Here is a 15,136-nt window from a genome sequence, read left to right on the forward strand (position 1 = left end):
CGACCATGAGCTTCAATACCCTGATTGACTGGAATAGCTATAGCCCTGAGCAGCAGCGCGAACTGCTGATGCGCCCGGCGATTTCCGCCTCTGAAAGCATCAGCCGTACGGTGGCCGAGATCCTTGAGAACGTCAAAAATAACGGCGAGCGGGCGCTGCGTGAATACAGCGCAAAGTTCGATAAAACCGAGGTTGGCGCGCTGCGCGTGACCGAGGAAGAAATCCAGCAAGCCAGCAGTCGCCTGAGCGACGAACTGAAACAAGCCATGCAGGCGGCGGTGCGTAATATTGATACTTTCCACACCGCGCAGATCCTGCCACCGGTGGATATCGAGACCCAGCCAGGCGTGCGTTGCCAGCAGGTTACCCGCCCTATCGCTTCCGTGGGCCTGTATATTCCTGGAGGTTCGGCGCCGCTATTTTCCACCGTATTAATGCTGGCGACCCCGGCGCGCATCGCCGGTTGCAAAAAAGTGGTGCTGTGCTCACCGCCGCCGATTGCAGATGAAATCCTCTACGCCGCGCAGCTGTGTGGCGTAAAAGAGGTGTTTAATGTAGGCGGCGCGCAGGCTATTGCCGCGCTGGCGCTGGGCACCGAATCTATTCCTAAGGTCGATAAAATCTTCGGGCCAGGCAATGCATATGTGACCGAAGCCAAACGCCAGGTCAGCCAGCGTCTTGACGGCGCGGCCATCGACATGCCTGCAGGCCCGTCAGAAGTGCTGGTTATCGCCGACAGCGGTGCGACGCCGGACTTTGTTGCCTCTGACCTGCTTTCTCAGGCAGAACACGGCCCCGACTCGCAGGTTATTCTCCTGACGCCAGACGCTACGCTTGCCGAAGGCGTTGCCAAAGCCGTTGAACGCCAGCTCGCTGAGCTTTCCCGCGCTGAGACCGCACGTCAGGCGCTCTCCGCCAGCCGCTTAATCGTGGCGAAAGATCTGGCGCAGTGCGTTGAAATATCTAACGCCTACGGTCCGGAACACCTGATTATTCAGACCCGCAACGCGCGTGAATTGGTTGATGAGATCACCAGCGCCGGTTCGGTGTTCCTCGGCGACTGGTCGCCGGAATCCGCAGGCGACTATGCTTCTGGCACCAACCACGTTCTTCCGACCTACGGCTATACCGCGACCTGCTCAAGCCTTGGGCTGGCTGATTTCCAGAAACGGATGACCGTACAGGAATTAACCCCACAAGGTTTCTCTGCCCTGGCCTCAACCATTGAAATACTGGCCGCTGCTGAACGACTGACTGCCCACAAAAATGCCGTCACCCTGCGCGTTAACGCCCTGAAGGAGCAAGCATGAGCACTGACAACTTTCTCAGCGTCACTGATTTAGCCCGTAAGAATGTTCGCGAATTAACGCCCTACCAGTCTGCCCGTCGTCTCGGCGGTAACGGCGATGTCTGGCTCAACGCGAATGAATACCCCACCGCCGTTGAGTTCCAGCTCAGTCAGCAAACGCTGAACCGCTACCCGGAATGCCAGCCGAAAGCGGTGATTGAGAATTACGCGCAGTATGCTGGCGTCAAACCGGAGCAGGTGCTGGTCAGCCGCGGCGCAGATGAAGGGATCGAACTGCTGGTGCGCGCTTTTTGCGAACCCGGTAAAGATGCGATTCTGTACTGCCCGCCGACTTACGGCATGTACAGCGTCAGCGCCGAAACGATTGGCGTCGAGTTCCGCACCGTTCCAACCCTTGATAGCTGGCAACTGGATTTGCAAGGCATCGCGGACAAGCTTGATGGCGTGAAGGTAGTCTACGTATGCAGCCCTAATAACCCAACCGGCCAGCTAATTAACCCGCAGGATCTGCGTTCACTGCTCGAAATGGCGCAGGGTAAAGCTATTGTGGTCGCTGATGAGGCCTATATCGAGTTTTGCCCACAGGCCACGCTGGCAGGCTGGCTGTCTGAGTATCCGCATCTGGTGATATTACGCACGTTGTCCAAAGCGTTTGCGCTCGCCGGTTTACGCTGCGGGTTTACGCTGGCGAATGAAGAGGTTATCAATCTGCTGTTAAAGGTGATAGCCCCTTACCCACTCTCTACGCCGGTGGCAGATATCGCCGCCCAGGCGCTGACGCCGCAAGGGATTTCCGCCATGCGTAAACGCGTAGAGCAGATCCTGGAAGAGCGTCAGTATCTGGTAGATAACCTGAAAACAATTCGCTGTGTAGAGCAGGTATTCGATTCTGAAACCAACTATGTTCTGGCGCGCTTCACCGCATCAAGTAGCGTATTTAAATCTTTGTGGGATCAGGGCATTATCTTACGAGATCAGAATAAACAACCTTCGTTAAGCGGCTGCCTGCGAATTACTGTCGGAACCCGTGAAGAGAGCCAGCGCGTCATTGACGCCTTACGTGCGGAGCAAGTATGAGCCAGAAGTATCTTTTTATTGACCGTGATGGAACCCTGATTTCCGAACCGCCAAGTGACTTTCAGGTCGATCGCTTTGACAAACTCGCCTTCGAGCCGGAAGTTGTTCCCGTTTTGCTGAAACTGCAAAAAGCAGGTTTTAAGCTGGTTATGATCACTAACCAGGATGGACTCGGAACCCAGAGTTTCCCGCAGGCTGATTTTGACGGTCCGCATAACCTGATGATGCAAATTTTCACCTCTCAGGGCGTAACGTTTGATGAGGTATTGATCTGCCCGCACTTGCCAGCGGACGAGTGTGATTGCCGTAAGCCAAAAGTGAAGCTGGTTGAACAGTATCTGGTTGAACAGGCCATGGATATGGCGAACAGCTACGTCATTGGCGATCGGGCGACCGATATTCAGCTCGCTGAAAACATGGGCATTAGCGGATTGCGTTACCATCGCGATACCCTGAACTGGGCGATGATCGGCGAGCAGTTGACCAAACGTGACCGCTACGCACACGTTGAGCGTAATACTAAAGAAACGCAGATTGACGTCAAAGTCTGGCTGGACCGCGAAGGCCGCAGCAAAATCAATACTGGCGTTGGCTTCTTTGACCACATGCTGGATCAAATCGCCACCCACGGCGGTTTTCGCATGGAGATTGCCGTCAAGGGCGATCTGTATATAGACGATCACCACACCGTTGAAGATACCGGTCTGGCGCTGGGCGAAGCCTTAAAGCTGGCGTTAGGCGATAAACGCGGCATCAACCGTTTTGGTTTTGTGCTGCCGATGGATGAGTGTCTGGCACGTTGCGCGCTGGATATCTCCGGGCGTCCGCACCTGGAATACCGCGCGGAGTTTACCTACCAGCGCGTTGGCGATCTGAGCACGGAGATGATCGAACACTTCTTCCGTTCACTCTCCTACACCATGGGCGTCACCCTGCACCTGAAAACCAAAGGCAAAAATGATCACCACCGCGTGGAAAGCCTGTTTAAAGCCTTTGGCCGTACGCTGCGTCAGGCGATTCGTGTAGAAGGCGACACGCTGCCCTCCTCAAAAGGAGTGCTGTAATGAACGTGGTGATTCTGGACACCGGTTGCGCCAACCTGCACTCGGTAAAATCCGCCGTCGCACGGCATGGATACGACCCGGTTGTCAGCCGTGACCCGGACGTGGTGCTGCGCGCCGATAAACTATTTCTGCCGGGCGTCGGCACCGCGCAGGCGGCTATGGACCAGTTGCACGAGCGCGAACTGATTGAACTGATTAAAGCCTGCACGCAACCGGTACTGGGGATCTGTTTAGGTATGCAACTGCTGGGCCGTCGCAGCGAAGAGAGTAACGGCGTCTCCCTGCTGGGCATTATTGAGCAGGACGTCCCGAAGATGACCGATTTCGGTCTACCGCTGCCGCATATGGGCTGGAATCGCGTCTATCCGCAGGCGGGAAATCGTCTGTTCCAGGGCATTGAAGATGGCGCCTATTTCTACTTTGTACACAGCTACGCTATGCCGGTAAACCCGTGGACCATCGCCCAGTGCAATTACGGCGAACCGTTTACCGCGGCAGTACAAAAAGACAATTTCTTTGGCGTACAGTTTCACCCGGAACGTTCGGGCGCGGCTGGGGCACAGTTGCTGAAAAACTTTCTGGAGATGTAATGATTATTCCGGCATTAGATTTAATCGACGGCACGGTGGTGCGTCTTCATCAGGGCAATTACGCTAAGCAACGTGATTACGGCAACGATCCTCTCCCCCGTTTGCAGGATTATGCAGCCCAGGGGGCTGAAGTGCTGCACCTGGTTGATTTAACCGGCGCGAAAGATCCGGCGCAGCGCCAGATCCCGCTGATCAAAACGCTGGTCGCTGGCGTCAATGTTCCGGTACAGGTTGGAGGTGGCGTGCGTACGGAAGCAGACGTGGCGGCGCTTCTTGACGCAGGTGTGGCGCGCGTGGTGGTGGGTTCGACGGCGGTAAAATCCCCCGAGATAGTCAAAAGCTGGTTTGCCCGTTTTGGTGCCGACGCACTGGTGCTGGCGCTGGACGTTCGTATTGACGAGCACGGTAATAAACAGGTTGCGGTCAGTGGCTGGCAGGAAGATTCAGGGGTTTCACTGGAAGAACTGGTTGAGACCTATTTACCCGTCGGTCTGAAGCACGTGCTGTGCACCGATATCTCCCGCGACGGTACGCTGGCAGGCTCAAACGTCGCGCTGTATGAAGAAGTGTGCGCCAAATACCCGCAGGTGGCGTTTCAGTCATCTGGCGGCATTGGCGGAATCGAGGACGTAGCGGCCCTGCGCGGGACCGGAGTTCGCGGCGTGATCGTCGGACGAGCCCTGCTGGAAGGAAAGTTCACCGTTGAGGAGGCCATTCAATGCTGGCAAAACGCATAATTCCTTGTCTGGACGTCCGTGATGGGCAGGTGGTAAAAGGCGTCCAGTTCCGCAATCACGAGATTATTGGTGACATCGTCCCGCTGGCAAAACGCTATGCCGATGAAGGTGCAGATGAACTGGTGTTCTACGATATCACCGCTTCCAGCGATGGCCGCGTAGTGGATAAAAGCTGGGTATCACGCGTGGCGGAAGTGATCGATATTCCGTTCTGCGTAGCCGGCGGCATTAAATCCATCGACGATGCGGCGCGCATTCTCTCCTTCGGGGCGGACAAAATCTCCATCAACTCCCCGGCGCTGGCCGAACCGGAACTTATCACCCGTCTGGCTGATCGCTTTGGCGTGCAGTGCATCGTGGTGGGCATTGATACCTGGTATGACGCCGACACCGGTAAATATCATGTAAATCAGTATACCGGAGATGAAAGCCGTACCCGCGTCACGCAGTGGGAAACACTGGACTGGGTGCAGGAGGTCCAAAAACGCGGCGCGGGCGAAATCGTCCTGAACATGATGAACCAGGACGGCGTACGTAACGGTTATGACCTGGAGCAACTGAAAAAAGTGCGTGATGTTTGCCACGTACCGCTGATTGCCTCCGGCGGTGCGGGCACCATGGAACACTTCCTGGAAGCCTTCCGGGATGCCGACGTTGACGGCGCGCTTGCCGCCTCCGTCTTCCACAAACAAATTATCAATATTGGCGAATTAAAAGCGTACCTGGCAACACAGGGCGTGGAGATCAGGATATGTTAACGAAGCAACAATGCCGCGAACTGGACTGGGAAAAAACCGACGGGCTGATGCCAGTCATCGTGCAGCATGCGGTTTCCGGTGAAGTATTGATGCTGGGGTATATGAACCCGGAGGCGCTGGATAAAACGCTCGAAAGCGGCAAAGTGACTTTTTTCTCGCGGACCAAGCAGCGCCTGTGGACCAAAGGAGAAACCTCCGGTCACTTCCTGAATGTGGTGAGCATTGCGCCTGACTGCGACAACGACACTCTGCTCGTTCTGGTTAACCCGATTGGCCCAACCTGCCATAAAGGCACCTCAAGCTGCTTTGGTGACGCCAGCCACCAGTGGCTGTTCCTGTATCAGCTTGAACAACTGCTGGCCGAACGTAAAACCGCTGACCCAGCCAGCTCCTATACCGCGAAACTGTATGCCAGCGGCACCAAACGCATCGCACAGAAAGTGGGTGAAGAAGGCGTAGAAACCGCGCTGGCCGCGACGGTGAACGACCGTTTTGAGCTGACAAATGAAGCTTCTGATCTCATGTATCACCTGCTGGTGCTGCTGCAAGACCAGGACCTCGACCTGACGGTGGTGATTGAGAATTTACGTAAGCGTCATCAGTAAGTTGCAGACGTAAAAAAACCGGGCGCTGCCCGGTTTTTTGTTGTCAGGTTCAAACTTACTCAGCTTTGGCTTTGTAACCACGCAGAGCATTTCGCCCCAGCACCACACCGGCACCAATCATCCCACCGAGCAGAACCGCCAGCACGAGGGTAATCGCTTTTTTCGGGCTGTCACGACGAATCGGTAACGTTGGTTTCATCACATAGCGGTAGGCGTGTAACTCAGCCCCTTCAAGCTTAAGATTTTCAATATCCAAAAGCTTTTGCTTGGTCTGGAAGTAGTTATCAGACAATATCAAAGGACGTGTAGATTCGTGCTCAATCATGGACTTCAGGGCATCACTACCCAACAGGAACATACTGTCCTGCGTCACATCCTGCGTCTGCTGAATTTGCGGCTTAATCACCCCGGCCTGCTCTGCATAACGCAGCGCTTCCTGAATTTGCTTAATTCGCAGATCTTTTTGCTCCTGCGCGACCACTTCCTGAGTTTTCAGAGAGTCTTGCAACGTGGTTGTTTGCAACTTGATATTATCAACCAGGTCAAGCTCCAGCTCTTTAGCAACCTTTTCATCTGTTTGTTGAATGTATTCAGCCAGTTGACGCTGAGCGTCTTCTGGTGAGCTACCCACATAAGAAACCGCTAGCGGCAGCGGTTGACCTTTAACAGACTGTTCAATTGACAGTTTCTGTGGTTTTTCCTGATTATCTAGCATTTCAGCCAATGCAGAGAGAGAAGTACTGAAACGACCAACCACGTTTGTCTGCAGTTCAGTGGCCTTAGGCGCACTGGCACCATACAACACATTGAGGGCGTTGTTATATGTGGCTATCTGACCAACATCCGGTTGGGTGATGATGGCTGTTGAGGTCCATTTCTCCTTGGCAACTGCCAAATAGCCCACAGCAAGCACTATGGCAATAACAATCGCGATAACGATTGTTACTTTCCCACGCCACAACTGTACCAGTAAATCAATCAGATCAATCTGTTCCGGATCGTGACTGCGCCCGGACATGTTGTTATCACTTACAGACATAGAAACCCTAGATAAGGAAAGACTTAAACTGGGATTAGTTTAGCTATAAATTGAGGCAATGCCATAGGATTAATGATAAAAAAATCAAATTGTTTCTGGGATTTTGATTGGTATTTCAATCACTACTGAAAATCGATACGATTAAATAAGAGTGTCAATACTCAAAGAACATCTTCATGCGCAAAAAACCATCAACAGACAGGTTTCATGCCCGCTAATCGTTATACTTTACAATTCATTTTTTTGAATTCATATCGTGAATACTTACCGTCTAATCAGTAAAAATGGTAGGCGTAAATAATATAACAATTAGCTTTTTTACCATCTAACGGTATCATTCCACTTTTTAGTAGCACCTGTTGGCGACTGGCTATTATTTAGCCAAAAAGAGGAATAAACATGAAATACCTGGTTACGGGTGCCGCTGGTTTCATCGGCTTCCACGTTAGCAAACGCCTCCTTGAGGCTGGCCATCAAGTAGTCGGTATTGATAACCTGAACGATTACTACGACGTCAGCCTTAAACAAGCTCGTCTGGAATTACTTGCACAGCCTGGTTTCCAGTTTCATAAAATTGATTTAGCCGACCGCGAAGGCATGACTGAACTTTTCGCATCCGGGCATTTTGAGCGTGTGATCCATCTCGCAGCACAGGCTGGCGTACGATATTCACTCGAAAACCCGCATGCCTACGCAGACTCAAATCTCACAGGCTTTCTGAACATACTGGAAGGGTGTCGCCATAATAAAATTCAGCATTTACTCTATGCCTCATCGAGTTCAGTTTACGGCCTCAATCGCAAAATGCCTTTCTCAACGGATGATTCCGTTGATCACCCCGTATCTCTGTATGCGGCAACCAAAAAAGCCAACGAACTGATGGCCCATACTTATTCCCACCTGTACGGATTGCCCACAACCGGGTTGCGTTTTTTCACCGTTTACGGTCCGTGGGGTCGACCGGATATGGCGCTGTTCAAGTTCACCAAAGCGATGCTTGAAGGGAAAAGTATTGACGTTTATAACTATGGCAAAATGAAGCGTGACTTTACCTATATTGATGATATCGCAGAAGCAATCATTCGCCTGCAGGATGTCATTCCACACGCAGACACACAATGGACCGTTGAAACAGGCACGCCAGCAGCCAGCATTGCGCCCTATCGCGTCTACAATATCGGCAATAGTTCACCGGTTGAGCTAATGGACTATATCCAGGCTTTGGAAGATGCTCTGGGTATTGAAGCGACGAAAAACATGCTACCGCTGCAGCCAGGTGATGTACTGGAAACCAGCGCAGACACTAAAGCACTGTATGAGGTAATTGGTTTTAAACCTGAAACCACGGTAAAAGATGGCGTGAAGAACTTTGTTGACTGGTACCGTGATTTCTACAAAGTTTGATTACTGATCTGATTAAAATAAAAAAGGCCTTTTCTAAGGCCTTTTTTATGGAGACGTGATTAATCACTACCAAACAAATCGCGGGTATACACTTTATCGGCAACATCAGCTAATTCTGACGTCATACGGTTAGAAATAATAATATCTGCTTCATTTTTGAACGCATTAAGATCACGCACTACTCGGGAATGGAAAAATTCATCCTCTTTCATGACCGGTTCATAGATAATAACGGGCACACCCTTTGCCTTAATGCGCTTCATGATGCCCTGAATCGATGATGCCCGGAAATTATCGGAACCACTTTTCATGATCAAACGGTATACGCCGACCACCTTAGGTTTACGCGCAAGAATAGAATCTGCAATGAAGTCCTTACGCGTACGGTTCGCATCAACGATCGCGCCAATAATGTTATTCGGTACAGACGCGTAGTTAGCCAGCAACTGCTTAGTATCTTTCGGCAGACAGTAGCCACCATAGCCAAATGACGGGTTGTTGTAGTGATTGCCGATACGCGGATCCAGGCACACACCTTCAATAATCTGCCGTGAGTTCAAGCCAAGACTTTCTGCATAGCTATCCAGCTCGTTAAAGTAGGCCACACGTAATGCCAGATAGGTATTAGCAAACAACTTGATGGCTTCGGCTTCAGTCGAGTCAGTAAACAGCGTCGGAATATCTTTTTTAACCGCACCTTCCTGCAGCAACGCGGCAAAACGCTCGGCGCGTTCGGAACGTTCACCAATAACGATACGGGACGGATGGAGGTTGTCGTACAGTGCACGACCTTCACGCAGGAATTCTGGCGAAAAGAATATATTGTCGATACCCAACTGTTCTTTAATGGAGTTCGTAAAGCCAACCGGAATCGTTGATTTAATTACCATCACCGCATTTGGATTGATTTCGACCACATCGCGGATCACTGACTCGACGCTCGAGGTGTTAAAGTAGTTCGTCTTCGGATCGTAATCAGTCGGTGTCGCGATGATAACGTAGTCCGCGTCGCGGTAAGCATCATACTTATCGGTCGTTGCACGGAAATTCAGCTGTTTTGTCGCCAGATATTCTTCGATTTCCTTATCAACGATCGGCGATTTTTTCTGATTCAGCATCTCGACCTTCGTCGGAACGATATCCAGAGCGACCACTTCGTGGTGCTGGGCAATCAGAATACCGTTCGACAAACCAACATAACCTGTTCCTGAGATAGTTATCTTCATTCGCTGTGTAACTTCTTCCGGTTGAACATTTGAGGGTGAACACGCTGCCAACAACGTCGCGCATCGGCTCTGCATTGCGCCAGTATATCGTGATTTGCTACAACACCGGATATCGGACCTGACTGAATCCCATTTTTTGGCAATAAAAAAGCCCGGAGGAGCGCTCCGGGCCTGCATTTACAGTTAGACTAAATCAGATTAATCCAGCCATTCAGTGTGGAACACACCTTCTTTATCGGTGCGTTTATACGTATGTGCACCAAAGTAGTCGCGCTGGGCCTGGATCAGGTTAGCCGGCAGTACCGCAGAACGGTAGCTATCGTAATAGGCTACCGCTGCAGAGAAGGTCGGTACCGGGATACCATTCTGCACAGCATAAGCCACTACATCACGCAGCGCTTGTTGATATTCGTCAGCGATATTTTTGAAGTACGGGGCCAGCAGCAGGTTCGCGATGCCTTTGTTTTCAGCATACGCGTCAGTGATTTTCTGCAGGAACTGCGCACGAATGATGCAACCCGCGCGGAAGATCTTCGCGATTTCACCGTAGTTCAGATCCCAGTTGTACTCGTCAGACGCGGCACGCAGTTGAGAGAAGCCCTGCGCGTAGGAGACGATTTTACCCAAGTACAGCGCGCGACGGACTTTCTCAACGAACTCGGCTTTATCGCCAGCAAGTTTAGCCTGTGGGCCGGACAGCACTTTAGATGCCGCAACGCGCTGGTCTTTCAGAGAAGAGATATAGCGCGCGAATACAGACTCGGTGATCAGCGACAGCGGTTCGCCCAGATCCAGAGAACTCTGGCTGGTCCATTTACCGGTACCTTTGTTCGCCGCTTCATCCAGAATCACATCAACAAGATATTTACCGTCTTCATCTTTTTTGGTGAAGATGTCTTTAGTGATGTCGATCAGGTAGCTGCTCAGCTCGCCTTCATTCCACTCGGTGAAGGTAGTTGCCAGTTCTTCGTTAGACAGGTTCAGACCGCCTTTCAGCAGAGAATAGGCTTCAGCAATAAGCTGCATATCGCCATATTCGATGCCGTTGTGAACCATCTTCACGTAATGGCCTGCGCCGTCAGCGCCAATATAGGTCACGCACGGCTCGCCATCTTCCGCAACGGCTGCGATTTTGGTCAGGATCGGCGCAACCAGCTCATACGCTTCTTTCTGGCCACCAGGCATGATAGATGGGCCTTTCAGGGCGCCCTCTTCACCGCCTGAAACACCGGTACCGATGAAGTTAAAACCTTCTGCGGACAGTTCACGGTTACGACGGATAGTGTCCTGGAAGAAGGTGTTACCACCATCAATGATAATATCGCCTTTATCCAGATATGGCTTTAGGGAATCAATAGCAGCATCAGTTCCCGCCCCTGCTTTTACCATTAACAGGATACGACGTGGGGTTTCAAGAGACTCGACGAACTCTTTCACCGTGTAATAAGGAACCAGTTTCTTACCCGGGTTCTCGGCAACAACTTCTTCAGTTTTCTCGCGGGAGCGGTTGAAGATGGAGACGGTATAACCACGGCTTTCGATGTTGAGCGCCAAGTTGCGCCCCATCACTGCCATACCGACGACGCCGATCTGTTGCTTGGACATTACATACTCCTGTCAGGTGTGTTTGGCATATATTTTCCAAATTATTGGAATAATAAGCAATGTTTTTAATGAAACAAATTTATAGTATTAATTTTTGGTGTTTAATTACGATTCAACTTGTATATTTTGGATAAGATATTTACCGGTAAAATTCTAACTGTAGAGCGGAGAAAAAACCAGAGAAGACTCATTGGAAGTGATTGGATATTGAGTTTATATTTTAACACTGATAATTGAAACTCACTCCGGATGTATTTACCACCTCGTCTACGCGTTAGCATATTTTCGCCAGCTCTTGCAAATACTAATGTTTCGTTTAAGTTCTCACAATAGTAACCAGAAGAAATCACACGCAACCATAGGTTATAATCCTCCATGAAATGATGGTCCTTATAACCACCAACAGATTCTATCATATGGCGTCGATAAACTACTGTCATATGATTGAATGGATTTTTGTGTTTTGCAAAATTTTTAATATCTGCGTAAGTCAGTGGCACTAATCTTCTACCACTAATATTTGATATATCGCCTGAAAACTCAGCAATCTGGCATCCAAGCAAACAGATAGATTTGTTCCTTTCAAAATAAGATATTTGTATTTCAAAACGGCTTTCTTCACAAATATCATCAGTATCCATCCGAGCAACGATATCATAATTACAATGTTTAAGACCGATATTTAAGGAAGAACCTAATCCGACATTCTCCTCCAATTTAACAACAATAATATTTAGTTCTTTTTGCCATCGGTAAATAACATCTGACAGTGTTTTTTTGATTGCCCCATCAAAAACACAAATTATTTCCGTTGGTTTTAGTTTCTGTCGATAAATACTGCAAAGACATTCATGAAGATTTTCCGGGAGTTCTTTATCATACAACGACATCAAAAGGCTAAATTTAACATTATCCATATATCAGACCATCTTAAACTTCACAATTAACCATCTATAAACAAAATAATACAACGAAAGAAACAGGAATACCAAGTTAATCCAATTCATTTCATGAATTAAAAGCAAACCAGCAATAACAATCAAAATAAAATAGTACTTATATCGACCATCTACTTTGTTAGAAAAAACATTTTTTTGGAAAAAAGGCAACTGAAAACGTTTTTCTGAACATCTTTCCAATAAATTAATCAATGGGAAGAGTAAAATACAATAAAAGAAAGCCACCCCTCCACCTAATAATATAGTTACACTGCAATATCTAATAATAACCAGGCAAAAATGAAGTGGCAAGTTCCATCTATTGCGTATTGAGTTATACACAGCATATATTGGAATTATGCACCACGCAAATAAAACAAAATAATATTGTTCAAAATAAATGAATACAAAAGAAATAATAAATGCTAATAAAGCACGAAAAAAATATATTAACACCTTGTGTTCATAATAATACCTCAACTGAGAATCATCTAATCGTAAGGTTGGCTGCACCTCATTTTTTATGGTTTCAGTATCATTATAAATATAGCCAATTTCGTATAATGTATAGATTAAAACGACACCTAATGCTATACAAAGGAATGCTTGCCTGTAATCGACTGCATCTAAGAAATAAAAATAAAAAATGAATTGAGGTATCAGATAAATAATAACCCAAGAGAAACACTTAGAGAAACTATGTAATCTGCTAACTATTGTATAGTAGAAAGGAACATAAAAAAACATCATTGATTTTTCTCGTTATTGAGTAGATTATCTTGATAGTTATTTATTGTTGCAACTACATTTGCAGCTTCAAATTTAATAATTTGGTTGCTTTTAAATTTACTACTATTTTTATCGGTATAAAATCCGAATCCAAACCTTGCTTTTTTTAAAAGGGAAATATCCTGAATATTATCACTAACAAAGACTAATTGTTCCAAATCTACTCCGGTATATTTTTTACTTCCTTCCGTAAAAAGCATTTCTTTTGTATAAAGTAGATCTTGCTTCAGCGTGCCAGTACAAACATTAGAGTTAAAATCAAGACAACTAGAAATGTATTGAATTCCGAATTTGCTGGCAACAGCTTCAGCAATTACATCAAGAGATGCGGAGACGATATACACTGATATATTATTAGCATTGCAGTAATTTATAAGCGTAACAATCTCCTTATCGAAGACAAAAGTATGCTGAACTAAAAAATTGGCATTTTTCTGCAAAATGCTTTTTTTAATTCCTTTTAAAAAAAGAATAGCAATTTTTCGATTAGCATCAAATTTAACTAATGACAACACTTTGAATAAAAATTTAAAAGGAAGCCATCGACTCAATTTTCTATACATCCTAAAAAATGAATTATTTTTTAAAAGATGATCTAAAAATATAAAAGTAGTATTACCTTTAACTAAGGTATCGCATAAGTCTAAAGCAACTAATAGATTGGCCATTTTGAACCTATATTTATATAAATTGTTTTTTTGCATTGAAAATAAAATTTAAAAACATAATTAACAATAAAACAATAACAGTCACAATCCAATCTGAATGATAGAGATATGCGTTGAAAGAAGTTAAAAAATATGTACATTTAATTGTGAAAAAAGCATAAAAAGCACACTGAATGGGTGATTTTTTAAAACTTGTCAATGCTTTGATCAAAATTGCATTTTCGAACCCAACAAGTATTGGTGATAACAAGACACCCAATACTCCAAAATTTGACCAGGCTTCCGATATATATAGGCCATTAATATTCCAACCACCAAGCGCGATCATCTCAGGGAAATAATGAGCCATCAGTTGTTCTGACGCTGGCGGAATTACGCTAATATCAAAAATTTTTGTTAAGATATTTGCTAAAGATAAAAGGCCAATATCACCTGAATAGCTATAGTAATCATACGAGAGATACACAGAAATTACCTGCGCTATAAAAATTCGGTCAAATATAAGAGATAAAATTTGTTGAATATCATTACTGACAAAAAGTAAGTATATGACAAATAATATTGAAATCGAAAACAAAATTAATTTTACTGATATTCTCTTTATCTGTCCTCGAGAATACCCATAACAGATTAATGCACCAAAAATAAAGAAAAGAAATGGTCCCTTCTCACCTGTTGATAAAATATAAATAATAGAAATAGTAAATGTTAATAGCGCATGTGCGTAGTATTTTTTATTTATACTAGATAAAGCCAGATAAGAGTAAGGAACTATATAAGCTAATAAACTACCAACAGAAATAATGTAAGTATTAGCTATTATACTTAAATCTTTTGTGACGATTATTCTTCGAAGAGCAATTTCCTCGGCGGTCCCATTGGTGAATGCCATAACAAGAGGACTTGGAAAAATGCTAATTTGAAAATAGATAAAAACCAAAAGAAACAGGCATGCCAATATAAGAATTGTATTAGTTTGTGATTTATTAACTTCACAAGTTTTAGTCAAATTTTCACTATAGTTTTTATTTGCATTAAAGATTTTTATAAAGCCTAAAAAAGCTAATAACGCTACAACACCACCATACAAGACGAAATATGAACCAACTAAGATAACATCATGATTCTTCGCAATAGGTAGTACAAAATAACTGTCACTGCCAAAGCCCAATATAATTACACACGACCCCAAAAAGGCAAATATTATATATATGTAAAACCAAAAAGAAATGAAATCGAGAGAAAGTGAACCAGAAACTTTTATTATCGCTCTGTAAGTTAATGATAGGAAAAAAATTGCTATCGATACATATATTATTGCTTCCAT

At 46.4% G+C, this 15,136-nt stretch carries 14 protein-coding genes; 8 read left to right on the forward strand and 6 right to left on the reverse strand.

Annotated elements, in window-relative coordinates; translation table 11 throughout:
* Positions 1-5: 5 nt before the first annotated feature.
* From hisD to hisIE, 7 genes are read left to right on the forward strand one after another with little or no spacing between them, the layout of a single operon-like run.
* Positions 6-1,310, forward strand: coding sequence for a histidinol dehydrogenase (hisD, locus tag OGX86_RS10345; RefSeq protein ID WP_286639947.1), 1,305 nt, complete (start codon positions 6-8; stop codon positions 1,308-1,310).
* On the forward strand, positions 1,307-2,386 hold the full coding sequence (hisC, locus tag OGX86_RS10350; protein ID WP_168978161.1) for a histidinol-phosphate transaminase: 1,080 nt from the start codon (positions 1,307-1,309) through the stop codon (positions 2,384-2,386). Before hisD ends, hisC begins: the two co-directional genes overlap by 4 nt.
* Positions 2,383-3,450, forward strand: a complete 1,068-nt coding sequence (hisB, locus tag OGX86_RS10355) for a bifunctional histidinol-phosphatase/imidazoleglycerol-phosphate dehydratase HisB (protein WP_000080054.1) — start codon at positions 2,383-2,385, stop codon at positions 3,448-3,450. The genes hisC and hisB overlap by 4 nt, the downstream gene beginning before the upstream one ends.
* Entirely contained in the window at positions 3,450-4,040 is a 591-nt protein-coding gene (gene hisH / locus OGX86_RS10360; RefSeq protein WP_001103544.1) for an imidazole glycerol phosphate synthase subunit HisH, read from the forward strand. The genes hisB and hisH overlap by 1 nt, the downstream gene beginning before the upstream one ends.
* Positions 4,040-4,777 (forward strand): 1-(5-phosphoribosyl)-5-[(5-phosphoribosylamino)methylideneamino]imidazole-4-carboxamide isomerase, encoded by a 738-nt coding sequence (gene hisA, locus OGX86_RS10365; RefSeq protein ID WP_168978160.1) that lies wholly within the window; start codon positions 4,040-4,042, stop codon positions 4,775-4,777. Before hisH ends, hisA begins: the two co-directional genes overlap by 1 nt.
* On the forward strand, positions 4,759-5,535 hold the full coding sequence (gene hisF, locus OGX86_RS10370) for an imidazole glycerol phosphate synthase subunit HisF (protein ID WP_000880132.1): 777 nt from the start codon (positions 4,759-4,761) through the stop codon (positions 5,533-5,535). The genes hisA and hisF overlap by 19 nt, the downstream gene beginning before the upstream one ends.
* Positions 5,529-6,140, forward strand: coding sequence for a bifunctional phosphoribosyl-AMP cyclohydrolase/phosphoribosyl-ATP diphosphatase HisIE (gene hisIE, locus OGX86_RS10375; RefSeq protein ID WP_048224395.1), 612 nt, complete (start codon positions 5,529-5,531; stop codon positions 6,138-6,140). The genes hisF and hisIE overlap by 7 nt, the downstream gene beginning before the upstream one ends.
* A gap of 55 nt (positions 6,141-6,195) precedes the next feature.
* Here hisIE and wzzB read toward each other — a convergent pair whose 3' ends face one another.
* Positions 6,196-7,179 carry an LPS O-antigen chain length determinant protein WzzB gene (wzzB, locus tag OGX86_RS10380; protein ID WP_286639951.1) on the reverse strand — a complete coding sequence of 328 codons (984 nt, stop codon included), beginning with the start codon at positions 7,177-7,179 and terminating at the stop codon, positions 6,196-6,198.
* Positions 7,180-7,578: 399 nt separating this feature from the next.
* Here wzzB and OGX86_RS10385 point away from each other — a divergent pair, with 399 nt between their 5' ends.
* Complete coding sequence (locus OGX86_RS10385; RefSeq protein ID WP_286639953.1) at positions 7,579-8,583, forward strand: NAD-dependent epimerase; 1,005 nt, start codon at positions 7,579-7,581, stop codon at positions 8,581-8,583.
* A gap of 59 nt (positions 8,584-8,642) precedes the next feature.
* On the opposite strand, the gene ugd is transcribed toward OGX86_RS10385, so the two are convergent.
* The 5 genes from ugd to OGX86_RS10410 form a co-directional block, all read right to left on the reverse strand.
* Positions 8,643-9,809, reverse strand: a complete 1,167-nt coding sequence (gene ugd / locus OGX86_RS10390; RefSeq protein ID WP_286639955.1) for a UDP-glucose 6-dehydrogenase — start codon at positions 9,807-9,809, stop codon at positions 8,643-8,645.
* Positions 9,810-10,007: 198 nt separating this feature from the next.
* Complete coding sequence (gene gnd, locus OGX86_RS10395; protein WP_048224404.1) at positions 10,008-11,414, reverse strand: NADP-dependent phosphogluconate dehydrogenase; 1,407 nt, start codon at positions 11,412-11,414, stop codon at positions 10,008-10,010.
* 101 nt (positions 11,415-11,515) lie between these two features.
* Entirely contained in the window at positions 11,516-12,331 is an 816-nt protein-coding gene (locus tag OGX86_RS10400; RefSeq protein ID WP_286639957.1) for a glycosyltransferase, read from the reverse strand.
* Between the two features lie 767 nt (positions 12,332-13,098).
* On the reverse strand, positions 13,099-13,809 hold the full coding sequence (locus OGX86_RS10405) for an HAD family hydrolase (RefSeq protein ID WP_286639959.1): 711 nt from the start codon (positions 13,807-13,809) through the stop codon (positions 13,099-13,101).
* Positions 13,810-13,822: 13 nt separating this feature from the next.
* Positions 13,823-15,136, reverse strand: coding sequence for an O-antigen polymerase (locus OGX86_RS10410; protein ID WP_286639961.1), 1,314 nt, complete (start codon positions 15,134-15,136; stop codon positions 13,823-13,825).

Source organism: Citrobacter sp. Cpo040 (assembly GCF_030332915.1).
Lineage (GTDB): Bacteria > Pseudomonadota > Gammaproteobacteria > Enterobacterales > Enterobacteriaceae > Citrobacter > Citrobacter portucalensis.

What these genes read in the sequence shown, in the direction of transcription:
- ugd (WP_286639955.1), bottom strand. Translation starts at nt 9,809, where the DNA reads ATGAAGATAACTATCTCAGGAACAGGTTATGTTGGTTTGTCGAACGGT.
- hisIE (WP_048224395.1), top strand. Translation starts at nt 5,529, where the DNA reads ATGTTAACGAAGCAACAATGCCGCGAACTGGACTGGGAAAAAACCGAC.
- hisA (WP_168978160.1), top strand. Translation starts at nt 4,040, where the DNA reads ATGATTATTCCGGCATTAGATTTAATCGACGGCACGGTGGTGCGTCTT.
- hisF (WP_000880132.1), top strand. Translation starts at nt 4,759, where the DNA reads ATGCTGGCAAAACGCATAATTCCTTGTCTGGACGTCCGTGATGGGCAG.
- OGX86_RS10410 (WP_286639961.1), bottom strand. Translation starts at nt 15,136, where the DNA reads ATGGAAGCAATAATATATGTATCGATAGCAATTTTTTTCCTATCATTA.
- hisD (WP_286639947.1), top strand. Translation starts at nt 6, where the DNA reads ATGAGCTTCAATACCCTGATTGACTGGAATAGCTATAGCCCTGAGCAG.
- hisB (WP_000080054.1), top strand. Translation starts at nt 2,383, where the DNA reads ATGAGCCAGAAGTATCTTTTTATTGACCGTGATGGAACCCTGATTTCC.
- OGX86_RS10385 (WP_286639953.1), top strand. Translation starts at nt 7,579, where the DNA reads ATGAAATACCTGGTTACGGGTGCCGCTGGTTTCATCGGCTTCCACGTT.
- hisH (WP_001103544.1), top strand. Translation starts at nt 3,450, where the DNA reads ATGAACGTGGTGATTCTGGACACCGGTTGCGCCAACCTGCACTCGGTA.
- hisC (WP_168978161.1), top strand. Translation starts at nt 1,307, where the DNA reads ATGAGCACTGACAACTTTCTCAGCGTCACTGATTTAGCCCGTAAGAAT.
- gnd (WP_048224404.1), bottom strand. Translation starts at nt 11,414, where the DNA reads ATGTCCAAGCAACAGATCGGCGTCGTCGGTATGGCAGTGATGGGGCGC.
- OGX86_RS10400 (WP_286639957.1), bottom strand. Translation starts at nt 12,331, where the DNA reads ATGGATAATGTTAAATTTAGCCTTTTGATGTCGTTGTATGATAAAGAA.
- OGX86_RS10405 (WP_286639959.1), bottom strand. Translation starts at nt 13,809, where the DNA reads ATGGCCAATCTATTAGTTGCTTTAGACTTATGCGATACCTTAGTTAAA.
- wzzB (WP_286639951.1), bottom strand. Translation starts at nt 7,179, where the DNA reads ATGTCTGTAAGTGATAACAACATGTCCGGGCGCAGTCACGATCCGGAA.